The 21880-nt window shown below is 65.0% G+C and carries 22 protein-coding genes and 5 pseudogenes; 12 read left to right on the top strand and 15 right to left on the bottom strand.

What is annotated here, in order from left to right; translation table 11 throughout:
- Window positions 1-184: pseudogene (locus VJV41_RS11895) on the top strand (HNH endonuclease); the annotation flags it as partial.
- Here VJV41_RS11895 and VJV41_RS11890 read toward each other — a convergent pair.
- Window positions 163-2826 carry a molybdopterin-dependent oxidoreductase gene (locus VJV41_RS11890; protein ID WP_325333868.1) on the bottom strand — a complete coding sequence of 888 codons (2664 nt, stop codon included), beginning with the start codon at window positions 2824-2826 and terminating at the stop codon, window positions 163-165. The pseudogene VJV41_RS11895 and the gene VJV41_RS11890 sit on opposite strands and share 22 nt — an antisense overlap.
- Entirely contained in the window at window positions 2823-3647 is an 825-nt protein-coding gene (locus VJV41_RS11885; protein ID WP_325333866.1) for an FAD binding domain-containing protein, read from the bottom strand. Before VJV41_RS11885 ends, VJV41_RS11890 begins: the two co-directional genes overlap by 4 nt.
- Window positions 3648-3727: 80 nt before the next feature.
- Between VJV41_RS11885 and VJV41_RS11880 the strand changes: the two genes are divergently transcribed.
- The 3 genes from VJV41_RS11880 to usfY all read left to right on the top strand — a co-directional run bounded on the left by VJV41_RS11880 (window position 3728) and on the right by usfY (window position 5278).
- A complete protein-coding gene (locus VJV41_RS11880) occupies window positions 3728-4408 on the top strand; it encodes a PAS and ANTAR domain-containing protein (protein ID WP_325333864.1) in 681 nt (226 codons plus the stop codon).
- Between the two features lie 89 nt (window positions 4409-4497).
- Complete coding sequence (locus VJV41_RS11875; RefSeq protein WP_414684939.1) at window positions 4498-4848, top strand: hypothetical protein; 351 nt, start codon at window positions 4498-4500, stop codon at window positions 4846-4848.
- A 121-nt stretch (window positions 4849-4969) separates the two neighbouring features.
- Window positions 4970-5278: a protein UsfY gene (gene usfY / locus VJV41_RS11870; protein ID WP_325333860.1), complete on the top strand. Its 309-nt coding sequence runs from the start codon at window positions 4970-4972 to the stop codon at window positions 5276-5278.
- A gap of 56 nt (window positions 5279-5334) precedes the next feature.
- Here usfY and VJV41_RS11865 read toward each other — a convergent pair whose 3' ends face one another.
- The gene (locus VJV41_RS11865; RefSeq protein ID WP_325333859.1) at window positions 5335-5580 is read right to left on the bottom strand and encodes a CsbD family protein; all 246 of its coding nucleotides are present in this window, start codon (window positions 5578-5580) and stop codon (window positions 5335-5337) included.
- 224 nt (window positions 5581-5804) lie between these two features.
- Between VJV41_RS11865 and VJV41_RS11860 the strand changes: the two are divergent.
- Window positions 5805-6134: pseudogene (locus tag VJV41_RS11860) on the top strand (glycosyltransferase family 1 protein); the annotation flags it as partial.
- 6 nt (window positions 6135-6140) lie between these two features.
- On the opposite strand, the pseudogene VJV41_RS11855 reads toward VJV41_RS11860, so the two are convergent.
- Window positions 6141-6591: pseudogene (locus tag VJV41_RS11855) on the bottom strand (hypothetical protein); the annotation flags it as partial.
- A gap of 93 nt (window positions 6592-6684) precedes the next feature.
- A complete protein-coding gene (locus tag VJV41_RS11850) occupies window positions 6685-6843 on the bottom strand; it encodes a hypothetical protein (protein ID WP_325333858.1) in 159 nt (52 codons plus the stop codon).
- Between the two features lie 121 nt (window positions 6844-6964).
- On the opposite strand from VJV41_RS11850, the gene VJV41_RS11845 reads away from it, so the two are divergent.
- Together VJV41_RS11845 and VJV41_RS11840 are read left to right on the top strand one after the other, a co-directional pair.
- The gene (locus VJV41_RS11845) at window positions 6965-7399 is read left to right on the top strand and encodes an ATP-binding protein (RefSeq protein WP_325333857.1); all 435 of its coding nucleotides are present in this window, start codon (window positions 6965-6967) and stop codon (window positions 7397-7399) included.
- A 62-nt stretch (window positions 7400-7461) separates the two neighbouring features.
- Entirely contained in the window at window positions 7462-8184 is a 723-nt protein-coding gene (locus VJV41_RS11840) for an RNA polymerase sigma factor SigF (RefSeq protein ID WP_414684940.1), read from the top strand.
- Here VJV41_RS11840 and VJV41_RS11835 read toward each other — a convergent pair.
- The 4 genes and pseudogenes from VJV41_RS11835 to uraD form a co-directional block, all read right to left on the bottom strand.
- Complete coding sequence (locus tag VJV41_RS11835; RefSeq protein ID WP_325333853.1) at window positions 8155-8598, bottom strand: STAS domain-containing protein; 444 nt, start codon at window positions 8596-8598, stop codon at window positions 8155-8157. The two genes, VJV41_RS11840 and VJV41_RS11835, sit on opposite strands and share 30 nt — an antisense overlap.
- A 211-nt stretch (window positions 8599-8809) precedes the next feature.
- Window positions 8810-9709 carry a factor-independent urate hydroxylase gene (gene pucL / locus VJV41_RS11830; protein WP_325333851.1) on the bottom strand — a complete coding sequence of 300 codons (900 nt, stop codon included), beginning with the start codon at window positions 9707-9709 and terminating at the stop codon, window positions 8810-8812.
- 2 nt (window positions 9710-9711) lie between these two features.
- Window positions 9712-10035 (bottom strand): hydroxyisourate hydrolase, encoded by a 324-nt coding sequence (gene uraH / locus VJV41_RS11825; RefSeq protein ID WP_325333872.1) that lies wholly within the window; start codon window positions 10033-10035, stop codon window positions 9712-9714.
- 9 nt (window positions 10036-10044) lie between these two features.
- Window positions 10045-10491: pseudogene (uraD, locus tag VJV41_RS11820) on the bottom strand (2-oxo-4-hydroxy-4-carboxy-5-ureidoimidazoline decarboxylase); the annotation flags it as partial.
- A gap of 33 nt (window positions 10492-10524) precedes the next feature.
- On the opposite strand from uraD, the gene VJV41_RS11815 reads away from it, so the two are divergent.
- Entirely contained in the window at window positions 10525-11070 is a 546-nt protein-coding gene (locus VJV41_RS11815) for a nucleotidyltransferase family protein (protein ID WP_325333849.1), read from the top strand.
- Here VJV41_RS11815 and VJV41_RS11810 read toward each other — a convergent pair.
- From VJV41_RS11810 to VJV41_RS11785, 6 genes are all read right to left on the bottom strand, one after another.
- Window positions 11067-11849, bottom strand: a complete 783-nt coding sequence (locus VJV41_RS11810; protein ID WP_325333848.1) for an MEDS domain-containing protein — start codon at window positions 11847-11849, stop codon at window positions 11067-11069. The two genes, VJV41_RS11815 and VJV41_RS11810, sit on opposite strands and share 4 nt — an antisense overlap.
- The gene (locus VJV41_RS11805) at window positions 11846-12796 is read right to left on the bottom strand and encodes a sensor histidine kinase (protein ID WP_325333846.1); all 951 of its coding nucleotides are present in this window, start codon (window positions 12794-12796) and stop codon (window positions 11846-11848) included. Before VJV41_RS11805 ends, VJV41_RS11810 begins: the two co-directional genes overlap by 4 nt.
- 138 nt (window positions 12797-12934) lie before the next feature.
- Window positions 12935-13267, bottom strand: a complete 333-nt coding sequence (locus VJV41_RS11800; RefSeq protein ID WP_325333870.1) for a hypothetical protein — start codon at window positions 13265-13267, stop codon at window positions 12935-12937.
- A 21-nt stretch (window positions 13268-13288) separates the two neighbouring features.
- Window positions 13289-15088 carry an acetyl/propionyl/methylcrotonyl-CoA carboxylase subunit alpha gene (locus VJV41_RS11795; protein WP_325333844.1) on the bottom strand — a complete coding sequence of 600 codons (1800 nt, stop codon included), beginning with the start codon at window positions 15086-15088 and terminating at the stop codon, window positions 13289-13291.
- A gap of 115 nt (window positions 15089-15203) precedes the next feature.
- Window positions 15204-15632 carry a SufE family protein gene (locus tag VJV41_RS11790; protein WP_325333842.1) on the bottom strand — a complete coding sequence of 143 codons (429 nt, stop codon included), beginning with the start codon at window positions 15630-15632 and terminating at the stop codon, window positions 15204-15206.
- A complete protein-coding gene (locus tag VJV41_RS11785; RefSeq protein ID WP_325333840.1) occupies window positions 15629-16525 on the bottom strand; it encodes a sulfurtransferase in 897 nt (298 codons plus the stop codon). The genes VJV41_RS11790 and VJV41_RS11785 overlap by 4 nt, the downstream gene beginning before the upstream one ends.
- Before the next feature lie 119 nt (window positions 16526-16644).
- Between VJV41_RS11785 and VJV41_RS11780 the strand changes: the two genes are divergently transcribed.
- The 4 genes and pseudogenes from VJV41_RS11780 to VJV41_RS11765 all read left to right on the top strand — a co-directional run.
- Complete coding sequence (locus VJV41_RS11780) at window positions 16645-18000, top strand: nucleotide sugar dehydrogenase (protein WP_325333838.1); 1356 nt, start codon at window positions 16645-16647, stop codon at window positions 17998-18000.
- Window positions 17993-18973, top strand: a complete 981-nt coding sequence (locus tag VJV41_RS11775; RefSeq protein WP_325333836.1) for an NAD-dependent epimerase/dehydratase family protein — start codon at window positions 17993-17995, stop codon at window positions 18971-18973. The genes VJV41_RS11780 and VJV41_RS11775 overlap by 8 nt, the downstream gene beginning before the upstream one ends.
- Before the next feature lie 121 nt (window positions 18974-19094).
- On the top strand, window positions 19095-20360 hold the full coding sequence (locus VJV41_RS11770; protein ID WP_325333835.1) for an acyltransferase: 1266 nt from the start codon (window positions 19095-19097) through the stop codon (window positions 20358-20360).
- 767 nt (window positions 20361-21127) lie between these two features.
- Window positions 21128-21880 (top strand): annotated as a pseudogene (locus VJV41_RS11765) (PGRS repeat-containing protein); the annotation flags it as partial.

Raw genomic sequence — 21880 nt, 5'->3', positions numbered from 1 at the left:
ATCGACCGTCGAGGAACCCAGCCCATGGCGCGACGTGATGATGCCGCGGCGCAAACAAACCCGCGAACAAAACCGCCACGACCGCATCAACACCGAACGACGCCAACGCACCGAACTCATCGCCGAAGAAGAACGCCAACGACAAGCCTGGCTCGCCGCCAACTACCAACCACCCCCATTCTGAAGCGCCCTCCACACCCGGGCCGGTGTCATCGGCAGCTGATACATCCGTGCGCCGCAGGCCCGGGCGATGGCGTTGGCCAGCGCGGGAGCGACTGGGTTGTACGGTGATTCGCTCATCGACTTGGCGCCGAGCGGCCCCAGCTCGTCGTAAGTGTTGGCGAAATACACCTCCGTCACCGGGACATCCGCGAGCTGTGGGATGTGATAGTTGCGCAGCGTCTGCGTGAGCACCGTGCCGTCCGGCCCGATGTGCATCTCCTCGTAAAGAGCCGATCCGATGCCCTGCGCCACACCGCCTTCCACCTGGCCGCGACACTGCTCGGGGTTCATCACGACGCCGGCGTCGACGGCCTGCACCGACTGAAGGATCTGCACTTGGCCGGTATCGCTGTTCACTGCGACGCGGAACGCCTGCACGTTGAACGCCACCGACCGCGGTGTGCCGTCGTGGCGGCCGTGTCCCGTCAGCGGCCCAGGCAGGTCGGCGAATTCGACGAACCGGTCATCGCACTGAACGCCGTGAGTCGCGAGTACGCAGGACTGCGGAGGCACACCGGTCAGTTCGGAAGCCGCGGCCACGATGGCCCCTCGCAATTCACGGCAGGCCGCGAGCACCGCGCGTCCCGCCACCACCGTGCCCGCAGAGCCGAACGCGCCGGTGTCGTAACCGATTGCATCCGTGTCGGATTGACTGAGAACCACACGGTCCGACGTGGTGTTGAGCTCCGTCGCGACCAGCTGCGTGTGCACCGTCGTCGTCCCGTTGCCGAACTCCGCCGTGCCGACTGACAGCGCGTATGCGCCGTCGGGCCGCAACGATATCGATGCTTCCGCGAAGTGGCCGGCCGGCGGAAGTGTCGCGATCATCGCAATCGCCATCCCTTCACCGACATGCCAGCCCTCCGGCGCCGTCACCCCGTTACCGCGTGTCATCGCGGCCTGCGCCAGGTCCAGGCACTGGTCGAGCCCGTAGCTGCCGAACGTCAAATCGTCTTCGCACACTTGCCAATCCACAAACGGATCGCCCGGCACTACGACATTGCGCCGCCGCAGCTCGAACGGGTCCACACCCAGACGCTGAGCCAGCTCGTCGAGCGCCGATTCGATCGCGAACATCACCTGCCCGAGCCCGTACCCGCGGAACGCGCCCGACGGCACGTTGTTGGTGTAGATCGCCTGCGCGTCAACCCGCTTGTTCGCACAGCGGTACATCGACATGGACTCGGCGCAACCGTGAAACATCACACCCGGGCTGTGGTTTCCGTACGCGCCTGCATCCGAGAGCACGTCGATCGCCAAGGCTGTGAGAACACCGTCGGCGCCGGCTGCCACGGTCACGTCCACCCGGTACGGATGTCTGCACGGCGCCTTCGTGAACTGGTCGGAACGGCTGAACTCGTAGCGGACCGGGCGGCCCAGCTGCAGCACGGCCAGCGCGACCAGATCCTCGGTAAGCATTTCCTGTTTCGCGCCGAACCCCCCTCCCACCCGCTTGGTGAACACATGCACCTGCGAGCGGTCCAGCCCGAACACGTGGCACAACTCGTCGCGCACCAGAAATGGCACCTGCGAGCTGGTCCGAATCACCAAGCGGTCATGCTCATCTCGCCAACCCGTGCAGCCGTGCGTCTCCAGGTGCGCATGCTGAACCCGCTGCGTGCTCCACCGTCCCCGCACCACGTCACCGCCAGCATCCTCGGCTGCTGCCACTGCAGCCTCGACAGAGCCCACCTCGCCATGCAGTTCCGCGACCACGTTGCTGTCATGGACCAGCGGCGCACCCGGACGATGTGCCACCTCAGGATCGAAGACCGCTGCCAACTCGGAATACTCCACAGCGATTGCCCGGCAAGCCGTTTCGGCGATCGCAAGGCTGTCGGCGACGACGGCGGCCACTCGCTGACCGACGAACCGCACCGTGTCATCCAGCACAAACGTGTCGTCCGGATCGTCGGTGCGGTTCTCGTGGCGGCCAGTGGAGAATGCGACGCCGGGGCTGTCGCGGTGGGTCAGCACCAGCTGCACTCCGGGAATCGCTTCCGCCGCGGCGGTGTCGATCGACACGATCCGAGCGTGCGCCAGCGGACTCGACAGCACCGCCAGATGCAGCAGCCCATCGGGCGCGTCGTCCATGGTGTATCGCTCGGTGCCGGTGACCACCGCGACGCCGGCCGGTGCACCGACGGATCGCCCTGCGCCCGCGGGCTTTTCGATGTTCACGTTCCCATCGAGCGCATCCACGATCGCCCGATACCCCGTACATCGGCACAGGTTGCCCTTGAGCTGCTGCGGCAGGTCGGCCAGTTGCTCGGCCGTCAGCGTCGACGCCGTGGTCACCATTCCGGCCGTGCAGAAGCCGCATTGGAATCCACCGGCCTCGACGAACCGGCGTTGCATCGGATGCAGATCGTCTGGGCTGCCCAGTCCCGACACGGTCGTGACACTGTGGCCGACGGCCCGGAGCGCGGGAAATACGCAGGAATGCACCGCAGCGTCGTCGACCAAGACCGTGCAGGCCCCGCAATCGCCTGCGTCGCAGCCCTTCTTGACCTCGAAATGGCCATGCTCCCGCAGGAACGTGCGCAGACACTGCCCGGGTCGAGGGTCGCCCTGCAGTGCGCTGCCGTTGACCGTGACGCTCATGCCAGCTCCGCGCGGACCTGCTCGGCCAGCAGCAGCGTCATCGCCCGCCGCCAGTCGGGATCGCCATGTGGATCGCGGGTCCACGCCTCGTCGGGGATCGTCGCGACCCCGGACCGCACCACGTCGACGTCGGGCAGCGACGGGAAGCCGAACACGTACGGCCGTACGGTGGCCGCGGTGACCGAGAGTACGAAACCGCCGCCATCGGCCGCGGTATCGCGCCTGCCGATCACCACAACGGCCGACCTGCCCAACGGCGCGGGTGCCAATTTGCGAAACGCCGTGCGGCCCCGCATCGCCGCCGCGGGCAGGTGTACCGAGCGCATTACGTCGCCGGCCGCCAGCACATTGCTGGACATGCCGGTGACGAATTCGGTGACCGGCAATTGATATTCGCTGCCGTCGGCACGCCACACCGTTACGCGTCCGCCCAAGGCCGAAACCAGCGAAATCATCGACCCCGCAGGGAACGACAGGCAGATGTTGCCGCCAACGGTCGCACTGCCCAGGATCTTGAACGACGCCAGCAGCGCGGTGCAGCACTGATGCAGCAGCGGCGCGGCAACCCAGTCGGCAGCCAAGCCCGCCGACAGGCGCGAAACCTCCGCGACGGTACAGGTGGCGGCCAGCTCGATCCCGCTGTCGTCCAGCACAATTGGTGGCCAGCCCAGCGCGGTGATATCCACCAGCCGACGAATATGCGGTTGCGGCTCGGAAAACAGCCACGTGCCGCCTGCCAGCACAGCGTCGCCGGCGCCCAGCGGCCACAGCTCGTCGCGGCGCCTCGGCGCGCTGACCGTCTCGACCGTGTAGAGGTCCACCAACTCAATCGTTGTCCAGATTGCGAAGCAGGGCAAACGTAACGATGCCGGTCACAGATCGACGGGATAATCTGCAATTCATGACCGGTGAGCGGGCCGACGTCGAGGGGCAAACACCTGTCGACCATGCCCTCGCGGGTGGTGAGCCCCAGCGCGTCGGTTGGTTCCGGTTCTATTTCGCCGACCAACGCTGGGAGTGGTCGCCTCAGGTCGAGCGCATGCATGGCTACGAACCCGGAACGGTGCATCCGACCACCGATCTGGTGCTGTCGCACAAGCATCCCGACGACTACGGTCAGGTGGCCGCCACGATCGAGGAGATCCGCCGCACCTCCGGCGCCTTTTCGACCCGCCACCGAATCGTCGACACCCACGGCGAGGTGCATCACGTGGTGGTCGTCGGCGATCAGCTATTCGACTCCGCCGGCACCGTGATCGGCACCCATGGCTTCTACGTCGATGTGACACCGTCGATGCGGGGCGTTCACGATGAGATGGTCAGCGAGGCCGTCGCCGAAATAGCCGAGGCACGGGGAGGCATCGAGCAGGCCAAAGGCATGCTGATGCTGCTCTACCGGATCAACGCGGATTCGGCGTTCGAACTGCTCAAGTGGCGCTCCCAGGAGACCAACACCAAGCTGCGGACCCTCGCCGAGCAAATCGTCAAGGACTTCCTTGAACTGCATTACGACGAGGTACTGCCCGCCCGCATCGTGTACGACAGGCTGCTGCTGACCGCCCATCTGCGCGCCAAATCCTGACGTTTACCGTGGCCTAAGCCAGGGAATTCTCCACGACGTCATCGACAGGGGAATCCGAGTACGTGTCCGTGTATCACAATCCGAATGACTTGAAACAAGACGACGCAAACGTCCGCGCGGCGGTGCGGTTTGGCCTGGTGGTGGCCGTGTTGGGCGTCGCATTCCTGGTCGTGGCGGCGGTCTGGGTCAGCACATGTGACGGCGCGACGGCAGATACGGTTGCCTGCGGCACTCCGCAGCGCGCATTGCTGTCTCTCGGCGCGCCGCTCATCCTGCTGATCGGCGGTCTTCGGGCGTTCGTCCGCACCTATCAGACCTGGCGTAACCACGAAACGTGGTGGGCGTGGCAGGGCGCCGGCTGGTTCTTGCTCACGCTGATGCTGTTGGTGCTGACGATGAGCATGCCGGTGATTGCCGGGCCCACGGTGCTCGGCGGATGATCTCAGCTTCAAATCTGCCCTACCAGTGACGTTCGTTTCCGCGACAAGACATTCGGGTAGTTCTACCGTGGAAATCAGCCCATGTAAGGGCGCGCAGAGGTATGCCGAGAGAGGAGTACCGATGAAAGGCCCGAAGGATCCTGTCGACCATGCGAGGACGACGCGGCCGCACGCCGGCGAGTCGATGAAGGACAACAAAATCATGCCGGGGCTGATCGTCATAGGCATCGCACTGGTGCTGTTCGTGAGCTGCCTTGCGGCGTTCGCCACAGGTCACCATGACGTCGGTCTGACGCTGACATCGTTATCCGGCGCCGGATTCGTCATCGGCGCCGGATGGCTGCTCGTCGAGCACATGCGCGTCCGGCGCATCGAAGAGCGTTGGCTAGCAGAGCATCCCGACGCCCAGCGGCAGCGCCCGAGTAGTTGATCGTCAGCCCGAGCAAAACGCCCCAACCGATCGGTTGGGGCGTTTTGTCTGTGCACCTATGACGGCCGCTGCTGCGCCTCTTGACGCTTCTCGGCAGCCGCGGCTCCTGCACGAGCCGATTCGGCCTGAGCTTCCTTCTTGGCAACGTCCTGCTGGGCGTCGGCCTTGTCCTGCTGAGCCTTACCCTCACGGACTAGGTCGTCACGGCCTGTGACGGTGCCGACCGCTTCTTTCGCCTTGCCCTTCACGTCCTCGACAACACCCTTGACGCCTTCTTCAGGGCCACTCTTCTTCTCGGTCATGCTTACCTTTCCGCTACTGGCGTGGATCGGTTCTATGCCCAACTTCTTGAGCTTGGGAGCCCTTTCGAGCCGCACGAGGGAAATCTCCCCGCGCAATGGATGGGTTCCCAGGCCGCCTCGGACCTAAACGCGTCGCTCACTGGTCCGACGTCAGCACCGCTGAATGACGGGTGAAGCCGGAACGCAGCCTGACCTGCTCGGATCCGATACGGACGAGGTCGTCCGCCGCCACGTGCACCGAGGAGGTGTTCGAGTTGGCGCGGATGGGACGGTCTCGAGCCCGCACTTCGGTCGTGCCTTGCGGAGTGAACCTCGACCAGTTCACCTCCGACGGACCCAAAGCTCCGCACGGGAAGCGCCATTGCATCGTGAGCATCGGAAGGTTGGTGCCGCGCAACGGGTTCAACGTTGTGGTGCGTGCGCTGCCGCTGATGCCCAAAACCGAACTAGTCATTGTCGGCGGCCCGGACAAAGGCGCGTTGAACGCAGATCCTGAGGCACGCAGACTGCTTGAACTGGCGAAAAGGCCGGGTGTTGGTGATCGAGTGCGGCTGTAGGCGCGCTGCGGCCGCCGGCACCGTGCCGTGCCGGGTGCGCAGATCCTTGACGGAATACTCCGGACCGACCAGTTCCTTGAATCGCACGTTGAGATCCTCGGCGTGAATGTCGGTCCAACTAGAACCATTGCGGCACACCAGGAGTCGCTCGTTACGGCCGCGGCGGCGGAGCGGCGCGCGAACGGACCGAACCACCTCGGGGTCTCGGGCAGCGCCGAGGACATTTCCAGCACACGGTCGAACTTCTCCTCGTTGCGCTCCTCCTGCCACCTCTGGTGGTACAGGTACTGGCGTCGGCCCGCGCAGTCGGTGCCGACGGCCTGGATGTGACCGTTGGCGTACGTGCAGATCCACACGCACCGCCATGCCGGCGGAATCACCAAGTCGCGGATGCGCTGCAGGGGCGCACCCGGCGTATCCCGGGCCTGCGGAAGACGCTACGACGAAGTCGCATGTTTGGTGCCCGGCCACCGCGGGGTACTGCATGTGGACGATGGGCAAAAGCAGATCTGCAGCCGCGGCGTCGTTTCTATCGTCATCGTCGGAGTCACTGCATCATTGGCGCGAGAATGATGAACGCCCCGGCGTAGATCGCGACCGCGACAAGAACCAGCACGGCCAGCACGAGGCCGACCGTGATCAATATTCGGCGCAACGACCGGGTTTGGGCGTCGTCGACCTCGTCGCGCGGCGGTATCTTCTCCATGTCGAGGGATTACCCGGCGCAACTCGTTGCCACACGTCTTCGCTCACCGGTTATCGGAGCTCCGGTGGTTAGCTGGGGGTCGGCCCGGGGTAATCTCGCACAGAACTTTCCGGGAGGTCACATGGCCGACGTCGCGAACACGAATAACGGCCAGCTGCGAGGCGCCCGGTCGGTCGAATTCCGAGTTGCCGCAAGGCTGGAAAACCTTGCCGTGGTGCGCACGCTGGTTGGCGCGGTCGGCACGTTCGAGGACCTCGACTTCGACGCCGTCGCCGATCTGCGGCTGGCCGTGGACGAAGCGTGTACCCGGCTGATCCGGTCGGCCGTACCCGACTCCACCCTGCTGCTTGTGGTCGACCCGAGGGAGGACGCGGTGGTCATCGACGCGTCCACGACATGCAAGAGCCCTGACATTCTGGCGCCCGGCAGTTTCAGCTGGCATGTGTTGAGCTCGCTGACCGATGAGGTGCGAACCTTCTCCGACGGGCAGGCCGTCGAGGAGGGTCGGGTCTTCGGGATTTCGATGACAACGAGGCGAGCGAGTTCGTTGCGGTGACGCCGTCGTCATCCCAGGGTTCGTCATCACGACAGAACTCTGAGTACGCGGATGTCGCCGAGATGTTCCGCGAGCTCAAGGATCTGCCGGAAGACTCGGGGCAGTTTCAGCGCCAGCGTGACCGCATCGTCGAGCGGTGCCTTCCGCTGGCCGATCACATCGCCCGCAGGTTCGACGGGCGCGGCGAGCCGCGCGACGATCTGGTGCAGGTGGCCCGGGTTGGTCTGGTGAATGCGGTCATCCGGTTCGACGTCGACGCCGGATCGGATTTCGTGTCGTTCGCCGTGCCGACCATCATGGGCGAGGTCCGCCGCCATTTCCGCGACAACAGCTGGTCGGTCAAGGTGCCGCGCCGGCTCAAGGAACTGCATCTGCGCTTGGGTGCCGCGACCGCCGATCTCTCCCAACGGCTGGGGCGCGCGCCCACCGCATCCGAACTCGCTGCGGAGCTCGACATGGACCGCGACGAGGTGATCGAGGGTCTGGTCGCCGGCAGCTCCTACAACACGCTGTCTATCGACAGTGGTGGTAGCGGCACGGATGACGCACCCGCGATTGCCGACACGCTCGGCGACATAGACCTCGGTCTCGACCAGATCGAGAACCGAGAAGCGTTGCGGCCCTTGCTCGCTGCGTTGCCTGAGCGGGAGCGGACCGTACTGCTACTGCGGTTCTTCGAGTCGCTGACGCAGACGCAGATCGCCGAGCGGGTCGGCATCTCGCAGATGCACGTTTCGCGGCTGCTCGCGAAGTCCCTAGCGCGACTTCGCGACCAGCTGCAATAGCCGGCGCGGCTCGCCCTGTACGGCTGACAGCGCCACGTCGACGCTGTCGCTGATCGGCAGGGCCGAATCGGGATCGCAGATGCGAAGCAGGCGGGTGACCGCCCGGCTGGGCACCAGGGCCCACTGGATCTCCTGGCCCGCGCACCGCGCGTTGACGGTGTGCAGGGCCGAAAAGCCTGAGGTGCCGAAGAAGTCGACACCGGTCAGGTCCAGCACCAGGCGCTCGGTATGGGGAGCATGGCGCAGCGTGTAGTCGACAAACTGCTGCGCGTTTGCTGCGTCGAGCTCACCGTGTGCGGTGATCACAGCCGTCGATGGCTTGAGCCACCGGGTCGCGAAATGGGCCGTGTGGCAGGCGGTCCGTTCGATTAGGGACTCCGGCGAAGCCGGTTGAGCGTGAGTAACGGTAGACATTGTGACTCCATCAGTCGGAATACGCGATTTCGTACTGTGGTTCACGTCAAAAAACAGGCCCTGCGTCTTCAAAGCCTTCGCGGCAGGGCGGGAGTTCGCCCCTGCACGTCGATGACGTTTCCAGCTGGCTGTGAACTCAACCTGATCAGAACCATACGCCCAATGGCGGCCCTTCGGCAATCCATCGCGACGGATTTTCAGACGAAAACCCTCAGGTCAGCCAACCGCGCTGGCTTTCCCACGCGGGTCCAGCATCGGGCGCGTCCTCGCGGGTCACGGCGGTCTGGATCAAGCCGTAGGGCCGGTCGTCGGCATGGAACACTTCGTTGTCGTTTTCCACGTCGAATCGCGACAGGTCGTAGCGGAAATGGTGTTTGTTCGGCGCCGACAGTCGCACTTCCGCAATCTGCGGGTACTGCTTCAGCACGGCCTTGCCCATTTCGTACAGCGTTTGCTGCAGGGCCAGCGAGTGCACATGAGCGAACTGAGTCACCAGTTGATTCCGCACGCCCGCGTACACGCCGTCCCAGTCCGTTTCCGGGCTGCCGAACCGCCACTGCGCCACCAACGACGTGGCCATCACCCGATCGTGGGTGGGTTCGAGCACGGTGTAGCGATCCGTCAGGAATCCTGAGAACTCCGAGCCTGTGGACTTGAGGATCACCAGATCCTTCAGGCCGCCGACCACCCACTCGCCATCCCCGTCGACAGTGACCGCCGCGGTGCGCACCTCCTGGCCCGTGCGGGTCCAGGTGTGGTCATGCTCGACACCGTCGACAACGACTCGCTGCCAAGCGAATTCGTCGATTTCGATGCGCGCGGCGCGGACGGGCCCGACATCGCGGACGAAGTGGCGGGCCAGTTCGAGGCCGTACTCCTCGATCGAGGTCAGACCCTTTTCCTTGGCGTAGGCGTACACCGTCTGTTTCTGGGAATCAGTGGGCAGCACATTGGACTGATCACCGGTCAAATACGCGGCGTCGAAATCGCCTCGCAGGCAAGTCGATACGTTGAGGTCACGAATCTCGTGGCGGGGAGTGTCGCGGTAGATCCGCACCACCCGGTTCTCGGCCTTGCCGTACTGAGTATTTCCGAGAATGATGCCCGACACGTTCAGCTCCCTCGATAGGTCGAATAGGCGTATGGCGACAGCAGTACGGGTACGTGATATCTGCCTGTGCCGTCGGTGATTTCGAAGGCAATAACGATTTCCGGATAGAAGCCGGCGATGTTCTGGGCGGCAAAATACGCTGCGGTGTCGAAGCGTAGTCGGTAGATGCCGGACAGCTCGCCGGCGTGCAGGTCGCTGATCCTGCCGTCGCTGTCGGTGCTCGCTTCGGCCAACAACGCGCCGTCGGTGCCGGTCAATGCGACGGGCACACCGATGGCGGGGCGTCCGGTTACCGCGTCGAGAACGTGGGTGCTGATCTGCGCCATCGCGCCCTCCTCTGACAGCAGCCGTTGCAGGCGAAGCCGATTGATCTTCTCCAGCTCGGTGCGCATGACGCGTCGCTCGGTTTCGGGGTCGTTGTCCAGCCGGTCGGTCAAGATGGCCAGCAGTTCCTCGGCCGAGTGGCCGCTCGCGCACACCAGGTACACATAGCCGAATTTGTCTTCGTACGCCCGGTTTTTCTGGGCCAACTCGCGGCGGACGTGTTCGGTGGCGCCGCGCACTCCCGCCTGCTCGCGTGCGGATGATGGATCGCCGGCGGGCGCCCCGATGCGGGGATGGCCGGCGAGGGCCGCGTCGATCTCGGCCTCCGGCAGTTCAGCCAACACCCGGTCGGCGTGTGCGAGCAGCTCGTCGGCGTCGCAAAACGGGCCGCCGGCAAGCACCCGCCGCGCCCACATCGGCGACGAGCACACGTCGAGCAATCGGTCGAGGCCAAGCATCGTCTCAGAATCGGCCAGGTTCAGACTGTTTGCATGGCGAATGGGATTCTCGCTGCCGGAGTGCTGCTCGCCGCGGGAGCCGGGACCCGCTATGGCATGCCGAAAGTGCTTGCCGACCAAGGCCGGTGGCTACGGGCAGGTGTCGCCGCACTGGCAGACGGCGGCTGCGGCGACGTCGTAGTGGTGCTGGGCGCCGCGATCGTCGACGCACCAACGCCCGCCAGGGTGGTGGTGGCGGCGGACTGGGCGGACGGGCTGAGCGCATCACTGCGGGCCGGTCTGCGCGCGATCCACGCCGACTACGCCGTACTGCACACCGTCGACGCGCCTGACGTGAGCGCCGATGTGGTGCGCCGAGTGCTCGACGCGGCGCGCAGCTCATCGTCTGGCGTGGCGCGCGCCTGCTACGGCGACCGACCCGGCCATCCCGTCGTCATTGCACGCAGGCACTGGTCACATCTGCTCGACGGGCTTGGAGGCGACGAGGGGGCGCGGCCGTTTCTGCGCGGCCGAACCGATGTCGTCGCCGTCGACTGCGCAGACCTGGCGTCGGGTGCCGACATCGATACGGTCGACTAGCTCTGGGTCAGCGGCACGATGCGGGTGGCTCGGAGGTCGAGCAGGCCGGCCAGTCGGGTAGGAATCGGCTGATCGGTGAGAAGCAGCACCGTCTGATCCCGCTCGAGTGCCACGCGGTCGAGTTCGGCCAGCTGTTGGTGTCCGACGAACTCGAGGGCGGCTGCATCGATGCGCACCGTCCGGCCCGCGTCGCTCGGCCATATCCGGCGTAGCGCTGTGGCGAACACGGCTTCGCTCGCGGCGTCGATTTCGCCGGCCAGTGCGAGTTCCACTCCGGCGTTCGGGTTCGTGTAGATCCGGAACGTCACCTCGCCATTGCTGACGAATGGGTGCAGACAGATCAGCTCACGCGCGCCGTCGCCCAATTGCGATATGTCATAGCCGCACAGCGCCGAGAACGGACGCACCGCTGTGTGATGGTCGAGGAGAAACTCCATTCTGGCCACCGCCTCGCGTTGTTGCGGCGTGCGAGCCATCGGCGTGACGTCGACGACGGCGCGATAGCCGGTGTAGCCGTTGGCAATAGCGGCTTCGGCGGCCTCGACGAGTTTGGCCACGGATTTCTCGGCGTCGACCACGCCGTGATCAGGTTCGAATACGAAGTGACCGGCAGTGGGCGTCACGTCCAGATATTCGACGCGCTGGCCATGTTGCTGACCGTCGACGGCGTATTCGGCCGCACGCATACGGAATTCGGCTCGGTCGCGGTAGCCCCACGCGGCATGCGCACGGGGAACAAGTCCGCCTGCCGAGCCGACGACACCATGCGCTTGCGTCATGCGGCCCGATCCACCCGAAGATATGTGTGGACTGTCGTGCCGTCGCGGTCGGTGTGAACGCGCACCAGATCGGCGACCGCGTTGATCACGAACAGGCACCTGCCGCGGGCGGTGTCGTTGTCATATCCGCGACGTCCGGCCAGCGGGTCGTCGATATAGCCGCCGTCTCGCGCCTCGCATACGAGATGGCCGTCGTGATGCCACAGTGCGAGCCGGCACCCTCCGACGGTGTGCTGCAGGCTGCTCGTCGCCAGCTCGGTGACCACGACCTGCAGGTCCACAACGGTGTGCGGTGACAGGTCGAACCACTGGGCATACGCGGCTACGAACGCCCGCAGGTCCGAAAGATCGGCCAGGGTGCGCGCTCGGTAGGTGACCGCGCCGTCCCTTCGGATCAGGGGTTGGTTGTAGTGGGCCCACACCTTGTCGGGTGCGTAATCGGGGCTGTCTTGTCTTGCCGAACCCTGCCACAGCTCGGGGTGGGTCAACCGCGCGTCGGCGACCCAACCGGCGTCGAGTTGCGATTCGTCGTATGGGCACAGCACTGCCAGGTCACGCCCGGCGAAGGCGTTGTTGATGAGCGCCTCGTGTTGCACGCATGCGGGGTACTCGACGTCGGAGCGGCTTGCCCAGATCGGTTCGCCGATCATCTGCGGAGATTTCTGCGGGTACTTGCCCGCGAAGGCGCTCAGGACTCCGCCGAGGATGCGACCGGGGTTGCGACCGGCCTGGGTCATATCGGCCATCGTGATCTCGTCGGCATCGGTGCCGAGCGCGTCGCGCAGCAGCGCAAGATTGGGTCCCGGAACGGCCACCAGCACCGGCTGCTCGTCGGCAAGGGCGTTGGCGATGAACGGCACCAGGCCGTCCAAATACTCCTGTTCGGAGCTGTAGAACAGCGCCGGATGCACGAAGGCACCGAGATCGGCTCGCCTACCTGCCACCATGTCCGTCAGCTTCCTGTGCCCGCATGACCGCGCCCGGTGTTTCCGTCACCCGTGACGGGCGATGTCGGAAATCACCTGCGCTGCTGCTTAACACTGGTGAAGCCGCGGTCGACTGACTGTCGGCCGCAATCTTAGCGTCTAAGGTGCCAACGTCAGGCCGAGCACGGCCGTGGCGAACCGGCGCACCGATTGTTCGGCGATAGCAGCCGCGTCCGTATGGCCGTCACGGGCCCGCGTGCGCACGGTCGCGGTCGCAGGGTCGATCGTCACCTCGGCCAGCATCTCGCCGGTGGTCGGTTCGCAGACCGCCCAGCTGTACCCGGCATCGTGCGCCCACAGCGCGCTGCATCGCGTGACGTAATGCGGGTCGATTTCGCCGAGAGCGGCCAGCGCCGGCCGGTCGTCGATCAGTTCGTCCTGCCGGAGCGCGCGCAGATACCACGCACCGGCGTTGATTTCTGTGGGTTCCAGAAGGGCTCTCCAGGGCCTTGCCTACTTGATCTCGGCGAGCACCGTGCCCTGAGTGATGGCTGCGCCCGCTTCGACGGCAAGGCCGGTGATCGTGCCGTCCTTGTGCGCGGTGACGGGGTTCTCCATCTTCATCGCCTCCAGGACCACCACGAGATCGCCCGCGGACACCTCCTGGCCCTCCTCGACGGCGACCTTCACGACGGTGCCCTGCATCGGGGCCGTCACGGCATCACCAGAGGCGGCCGCGCCGGCGTGCGCGCCCCGCTTGCGCGGTTTGGGCTTCTTGCGAACGACATTGCCGCCACCCGCGGGGGCGCCGCCGTTGCCGATGGCGAGGTCGCCTGGCAGCGACACCTCGAGACGGCGGCCGCCGACCTCGACGACGACGGTCTGCCGGGGGATGGTGTCTTCTTCTTCGATCGGGTCGCCGCCGGTGAACGGCTCGACGGTGTTGTCCCACTCGGTCTCGATCCACCGGGTGTGCACCGAAAATCCTTCGCCGTCACCGATGAACGCCGGGTCCGACACGATCGCGCGGTGGAACGGGATGACCGTAGCCAGGCCCTCGACCTTGAACTCGTCCAGCGCGCGGCGGGAACGAGCCAGCGCCTCGTCGCGGGTGGCGCCGTAGACGATCAGCTTGGCCAGCATCGAGTCGAACTGGCCGCCGATCACCGAACCGGTCTCGACGCCGGCATCCATCCGCACACCGGGGCCGCTCGGCGGGTGGAACAGCGACACCGGGCCGGGGGCGGGCAGGAAGCCGCGGCCGGCGTCCTCGCCGTTGATCCGGAATTCGATCGCGTGGCCACGCGGCTCGGGATCCTCTGTGATGTCAAGCTTTTCGCCGTTGGCGATCTTGAACTGCTGGCCCACCAGGTCGATGCCCGCGGTCTCCTCGGTAACGGGGTGCTCGACTTGGAGGCGGGTGTTGACCTCGAGGAAGGAGATCAGCCCGTCCTGGCCGACCAGATACTCGACGGTGCCTGCGCCGTAGTAGTGCGCCTCCTTGCAGATGCGCTTGGCCGACTCGTGGATCTCCTTGCGCTGCGCGTCGGTCAGGAACGGCGCGGGCGCCTCCTCGACGAGCTTCTGGTAGCGGCGCTGCAGCGAGCAGTCGCGGGTGCCGGCGACCACGACATTGCCGTGTTGGTCGGCGATGACCTGGGCCTCGACGTGGCGGGGCTTGTCGAGGTAGCGCTCGACGAAGCATTCGCCGCGGCCGAAAGCCGAGGTGGCCTCGCGCACCGCCGAGTCGAACAACTCGGGGATCTCCTCCATGTTGCGGGCGACCTTCATGCCGCGGCCACCGCCGCCGAACGCCGCCTTGATCGCGATCGGCAGGCCGTATTCCTGCGCGAACGCGACGACCTCGTCGGCGTTCTTGACCGGGTCCGGAGTGCCGGGCACCAGCGGCGCCTGCGCGCGCGCAGCGATGTGGCGTGCGGTCACCTTGTCGCCGAGGTCGCGGATCGACTGTGGGCTCGGGCCGATCCAGATGAGGCCGGCGTCGATGACCGCCTGCGCGAAATCGGCGTTCTCCGAAAGGAATCCGTAGCCAGGGTGGATCGCATTGGCGCCGGATTTATTCGCCGCGTCGAGCAGCTTGGAAAAGTCGAGGTAGGACTCCGCCGAGGTCTGGCCTCCGAGCGCAAACGCCTCGTCGGCGAGCTTCACGTGTGGCGCGTCGGCGTCGGGTTCGGCGTACACCGCCACGCTCGACAGCCCGGCATCCTTGGCCGCCCGGATCACCCGGACCGCGATCTCCCCACGGTTGGCGACGAGCACCTTGGAGATCTTTGAGCTGGCGTGACTAGCCACTGCGCACCCTTTCGGCATGTTCTCTAAGAAACGTCTTTAAGAATGTATCCCCGGCAGTTTAAGGGGCGCTCATCTGAGCACGCCGAGCGGAGGTCGCATACCGACGAGTAGCGTTCTACTCGCCCCGCAGCCGTCGCTTGATCCGCGCCAACATCGCCGACATGCCCCGCAATCGCAGCGGGCTGATCAAGGCCGCCAGACCGAGCTCGGTGTAGAAATCGTCGGGCACCGCGAGGATGTCAGCGGCAGGCTGCCTGTCGAGGCCCGCCGCCAGGATCGACGCAAAACCACGTGTTGTCGGCGCCTCGGCCGGTGCGGAAAAGTACAGCCGCACCTTGTCCCGGTCGGCGGCGTCGACATGAAGGAACAGCGGCGACTGGCATTCGGGCACCGGCTCCATTGCGGCCTCTTCGAGTTCGGCCGGAAGCGGAGGCAGCTCGTTGGCGAACTCCAGCAGCAGCTGCAGTTTGTCCTGCCCGGCCACGTCGGCGAAGTCCGACACCACCTCGGCTAAGGGAGCCGGCAGGCGGGAAGCGGAACTCATGAGGAGCCTGGCGCTCCACCCGGTTCGGACCCGACGGCGACGGGCACTCGCACAGCATTGCCCCACTCGGTCCACGAGCCGTCGTAGTTGCGCACGCCGGGCTTACCCAGCAGATGGGTCAGCACGAACCAGGTGTGGCTGGACCGCTCGCCGATGCGGCAATAGACGACGGTCTTGTCGTCGGGCGTCAGGAAGCCGTACAGCTCATCGAGTTCGGCCCGGCTGCGGAAGCGGCCGCTCTCCTGAGCGGCCTTGCCCCACGGAATCGAGCGGGCGGTGGGGATGTGGCCGCCGCGCAGCGCGCCTTCCTCGGGGTAGTCGGGCATGTGCGTGCGCTCGCCGGTGTACTCCTGCGGTGAGCGCACGTCGATCAGCGGCTGCTCGCCGAGGATGGTCAGCACGTCGTCCTTGAACGCGCGGATCGGTGCGTCGTCGCGTTCGACGACGGGATAGCCGACGGTCTGCTTGCTCGGCACGTCGAGCGTGGTCTCGCGGCCGTCGGAGATCCACAGGTCGCGTCCGCCGTCGAGCAGACGCACGTCGGGGTGGCCGAACAAGGTGAACACCCACAGCGCGTAGGCCGCCCACCAATTGCTCTTGTCGCCGTAGATGACAACGGTGTCCTCGCGGCCGATGCCCTTGCGGTTCATCAGTTCGGCGAACTGCTCGCCGTTGATGTAGTCGCGCACATGCGGGTCATTGAGGTCGGTGTGCCAGTCGATCTTCACCGCGCCCGGAATGTGGCCGGTGTCGTAGAGGAGGACGTCCTCGTCGGACTCGACGATGGCCAGCCCCGGCCGGCCCAGGTTGGCCGACAGCCAGTCGGCGGTTACCAGGCGTTCGGGGTGGGCATAAGTCTGCAGGGCGGTGTTCGGATCGGCAGGCAGCGGCACATCTCAAGCCTACCCAGGCGGCACGCCGAACAGCACACGCCCATTGCCCGAATTTGTTGGTGACAAAGTATCGTGAACACTCGTCGTCGCAACACCTTCGCCCTAGAACTTGAGGAATGATGGCTGGGCCAGCAAATTACGATGTCGGAATAGTCGGACTCGGTTATGTGGGGCTCACCTTGGCCACCGTGCTGGCCGAAGCCGGCAACACGGTCATCGGGGTGGAGAAGCGGGCCGATCTGGTCGAGATGACCAACCAGGGCATCCCGCACTTCTCTGAAACGGGTCTGCCCGACGCGCTTGCCGGCGTGACGAAGTCCAAGAAGTTGGTGGCGGCCGAGCGGTTCGACGGCAACTTCTCTTGTGACACATACATCATCACCGTCGGCACGCCGTTGTCGCCCGACGGCGTCGCGCGCGTCGACATGATCGAGGCGGCCGCCCGCGACATTGCCGAGAACATGCGAGACGGCGCGTTGGTGGTCCTGCGCTCCACCGTGAAGGTGGGCACGACGCGTGATGTGGTGGCTCCGATCCTGGCCGCCAGCGGGAAGAAGTTCGATATCGCGATGTGCCCGGAACGCACCCTAGAAGGCAAGGCACTGCAGGAATTGCGCGAATTGCCGCAAATTGTCGGCGCCGACAATCCGGCGGTTGCGGATCGCGCCGCGGCGTTATTTCGCAGGCTCACGATTTCGATCGTTCAGGTGGCCGATATCGAGACCGCCGAGATCATCAAGTTGGTCAGCAACACGTTCCGCGATGTGCAGTTCGCGTTCGCCAACGAGGTCGCCCGGGTGTGCGACGCGTTCGGCGTCAGCGCACACGAGGTGATCTCGGCGGGCAAGCTCGGCTACAACCGCACAAACATCCCGCTGCCGGGCCTGGTCGGCGGGCCGTGCCTGGAGAAGGACCCCCACATCCTGATGGAGAGCGCGCGCACGCGCGGCATCGACATGGAGATCACATCGGCGGGCCGGCTGGTGAACGAGCGCCAGCCCGAGGAGACGGTCCGCTTCATCACCAGTGAGATTCAAAGGAGAAACCTGGCAGCGTCTGACTCTGGACCGGTGAGGATCAACATCCTGGGCATGGCCTTCAAAGGGCTGCCGGAGACCAGCGATCTGCGTGGCTCGATGTCGATCAAGGTGCTCGACGCGCTCAAGAAGGCGCACCCGAATGCCGAGATCGGCGTGTTCGACCCGGTGACCTCGCCGGAGGTGCTGGCGAGCGAGTTTCCCGACGAGCAGGTGTTCAACCGGTTCGGTGACGCAGTCAGCGGGGCCCACGTGGTGGTGATCGCCAACAACCACCCGTCGCTCGGTCAGATCTCGCCGCGCACCATCAGCGAGTTCATCAGCCCCGACGGGTTTGTGTTCGACTACTGGAACCACTTCAGCCACTTGCCCGCGTCCGAACTCGGTGATTCGTATTTCGCGGTCGGTCGCAGCGGATGGGTGCCTGCCGGTGAGTAAGCGTGTAGTGGTCACCGGTGGTGCCGGGTTCATTGGCTCGTATCTGGTGAAGCGCCTCGTGGCCGACGGATGGGACGTCGCGGTTGTCGACACGATGGTGCGCGGCGACGCCAGGCGGTTCGCCGAGGTCGCTTCCGACGTCGAGCTTTTCACCTGCGACATGCGCGATCAGGATGGGCTCGTGCGCGCGTTCAAGGGCGCCGAGGTGGTGATGCACCTCGCGGCCGTCAACGGCACCGAAAACTTTTACACAAGACCGGAACTCGTGCTCGAGGTCGGCGTGCTCGGCGCGCTGGCCGTAACCAACGCCGCGCGGCAAGTGGGCGTGGCGGATCTGGTCGTGGCCTCCACTGCCGAGGTGTACCAGACGCCGTCGGTCATCCCCACACCGGAGACCGTCCCGCTGATGCTGCCCGACAGTCTCAACCCCCGGTACTCCTACGGCGGCGGCAAGATCGTCAGCGAGCTGATCGCGTTCAACTACGGACGCGACCACTACCGGCAGGTGCAGGTCTTCCGGCCGCACAACATCTTCGGGCCGAACATGGGCTGGAAGCACGTTGAGCCGCAATTCATCATGCGCGCGCTGGCGTGTCAGGACGCCGATGACCCTGCATTCCCGATCCAGGGTGACGGCAGCGAGACGCGCTCGTTCTGCTACGTCGACGACTGCGTCGAAGGCATCCTGACGATGTACGAGCAGGGTGGGCACCGCGAGATCTACCACATCGGCAGCGATGAGGAGATGACCATTCGCGAGCTGGCCCTTCGCATCGGCAAGATCGTCGGCGTCGACCTGGACATCCGGCCCGGCGAGGCTCCGCCGGGCGCTACGAAGCGCCGCTGCCCGGACATCTCCAAGATGCGCGCGCTGGGCTGGGCGCCGGCCATCGGCCTCGACGAAGGCCTGGAGCGCACGGTGGCGTGGTATCGCGAACACCGCGACGACGTGCCCGCCAACGACCTGATGTAACACTCGCGCAGCAACCGTCGATGTTCTTGCATGCGGGTTGCTGGTCGACTAGCTTTGCCAAGCAAGCTAGCAGGTGAGCCTGTAATAGGTCTTGCGAGTTGAATTTGCGGGGGGTGGTGCTATGGCAACTGCACGCCGAGTAGCTGTCCCGTCACCCGACATCAGTGCCGCCGCCCCCGCGCGGGTTCGCATTCGAGGGCTGGATGGGGCCCGCGGCCTGGCGGCGGTGGGAGTCCTCATTGCACACGTCGCCGACTACTATCCAGCCGAATCCAGCCTGTCCGCCCATATCACCGCGCTCGTCGGTGTCAGTCTGATCTTTTTCTTTGTGCTCAGTGGGTTCTTGTTGTTCTTGCCCTATGTTCGGGCATTGACCGAATCTTCGTCCCCGAAGTTGCCGAGTACCAAATATTACGCGGCGCAACGCATTGCAAGGGTTTTCCCCGTATACGTTGTCATTCTGTTGATTACGAATTATGTGCTGCAAACCGCGTACATCGACAATCCGATGTTGTACCCATTCGGAAGCGGCGGCGGCACAGGCAAGATGACTGATCCTGGGCAGTTGCTCGCAAATTTGACGCTCACCCAAACCTATATTCCCCAGTATTTCCAAACAGGTCTGAATCCTTCGTGGTCGTTGAGCATGGAGTATGCCTTCTATCCGTGCCTTCCATTGCTCTGTGCGGTCATCTTCGCGGTACGTAAGCGATTTTCGGTGCGACCGTACAAGCTTGCCGTTTACGCGGTCATTGCGCTGCTCGTGATGGGATTCGTGGGCAAGCTGCTGGCACCCGTTTTGATTGCCAACTACGACACGATGAACCCTTGGCTCATCAACTGGGGTCCCAACTGGGGAGCGGTCTACCTGCGGAGTTTCCCGGTCAACGCCGATAACTATGCCCTCGGGATGCTGGCGGCGGTTGTGGTTGTCGCGATGGAGCGCCGGGAGCTCACGGAGCGCCTAAGTCGACGTGTCCGCTTATACAGTGCGCTGGCGATAATTCCGGCCGGCGTCCTCTTCTTGCTGTTTCTCACCCTGAGGCGACAGTTCGAAACCACGGCGCTGGCGCTATTCGGTGCGTTGTTGATACTCATCGTGGTGGCCCCGTCGGCCCGCGGACGAAATTCGATGCTGGCAAATTGTTTTGACGTTGCTCCGTTGCGCTTCTTGGGTCGGGTGTCGCTCTCGCTGGCGCTGTGGCATTTTCCCATCATGCTATTGCTCGGTCGCTGGGGTCTGATGCGAATAGGCTCGGTGTCGGCAACGGTCGGAAACATCCTACTGGTGTTTGCGATCGCATTATTGGTGTCGACGGTGTCCTTCTACTGCGTCGAGCGGCCCGCGATGAACGCCGCGCGGCGTTTAAGGAACCGTTGGCGATGACCACCGACTCTTTGCGCAAACGTTTGTAGCGACAGGTTGATCCTGCGGTGTCGATGTCCGCCGCACGGCGGTCGCATTCTCAGCCAATGAGCTCGTCGGGCGCCATCACGACATTGCTGCGGACGATTATCGCGTTTTGCGAAGTACTTCGAAAATGGCGTTTGAATCATTCGCTGGCTTCGGCTGTAGCCACGCATTCTGCGGCGTGTTGGCCATGGCGAAGGCGATCAGCTGCGTGAAGGTATGTGCGTCAGCCATGGGCGGTCGGGCGACGCCGCGATCTTCAGCGATGTAGGAGATGGCCTGCGGCCAAGCGTGGCGCCGTGCGTCCTCTTCGAGCGCCCCGGCCGCAGCGCCGTCATCGCGCGAAATCGATCGCCGGGTGTCGGTTCCCCGTTGGTGCAGTTCGTTTTCTGGCTATCGGTGTGCTGAACGCCCCGCGCCGCGGTACGTCCGAACGCGGAGGCAACGACTTCGGCGAGCGACCCGTTCGCCGAACGCCAGATGTGGTGTCACGTGACGCTTGGTTGCGGGTTGCGTGGCGTGAGGCCAAGGCGCGGCGGGACCGGAGAGTTGTGTGAGTCGGTCGGCGATGTCGCCCGCATTCGGGCGAAGTTTGACATGGGCGTCCGAAATAATTCTAAAAACACTCAACCGATCGATTGCGAAGTTGCCACGATGGATGCAAGTATGTTGCTGTGCCTGTCAGTGGCATTTGAATTGCAGGCCGACGGAACAGTTTTGTCGGGGGGGAAGTGGATTTTGCTATGAGCAAACATGCCAAGCCGAACAGCCAGATTCGGAAAATCAAGGCCGCCGCGGCCGTCAGTGCGCTCGCGGCCGCCAGCACGGCCATCTGGGTAGTGCAGCCGGGGCAGACGCTAGCGAGACCTGTGAATCAGGTCCCGATGTCGCAGCCAGCCGCCTATGCGACGCCCAATACGCTGCTCGCCGCCGCGATTGGCGACCTGCCGGTTGGGCCCGCCCCTGTGGTCGACTTGGTCGTGGCCGGCGGAGCCAACACTCCTGGCGGTGGCGGGTCCGTGACGCCCGGGCAAGATCCTTCGTTTAAGCCATTTCTCATCGGTTCAGCGGATCCCGCGTCCAGCGTGATATCCGTCTTCCGCACTGCAGGCTCATCGCCAACCACTGCTGTGGTGCCCGGCGCCAACAAGGTTCGGCCGCTGATCGGGTCCGGGCAGAGCGACTCGATCACCCCGTCGCTGGCAGCTGCCGCCGTCCCTGCACCGCCGGACCTTTTCCAGATGGCCGGCGAGGTGTTCCGGTTTTTTGTCAGCGACGGCGCTGAGCCCGGTGAGAATGCGGGCCTTCTCTGGGGGAACGGCGCTGCCGGCGCCCCCGGCCAGGCCGGCGGCAATGGCGGCCTGTTCTTCGGTAACGGCGGCGCCGGCGGTGACGGCCTTGCAGGCCAGGCCGGTGGCAATGGCGGCAACGCGGGTTTGTGGGGCATCGGCGGGGCAGGCGGCAAGGGCGGCGATGGAATTGTCGGCGCCGATGGC

The sequence above is a fragment of the Mycobacterium sp. genome, assembly GCF_035274705.1.
In the GTDB taxonomy this organism is placed as follows: domain Bacteria; phylum Actinomycetota; class Actinomycetes; order Mycobacteriales; family Mycobacteriaceae; genus Mycobacterium.
The sequence above is the reverse complement of the archived record's forward strand: the minus strand, read 5'-3'. Positions and strand labels throughout refer to the sequence as shown.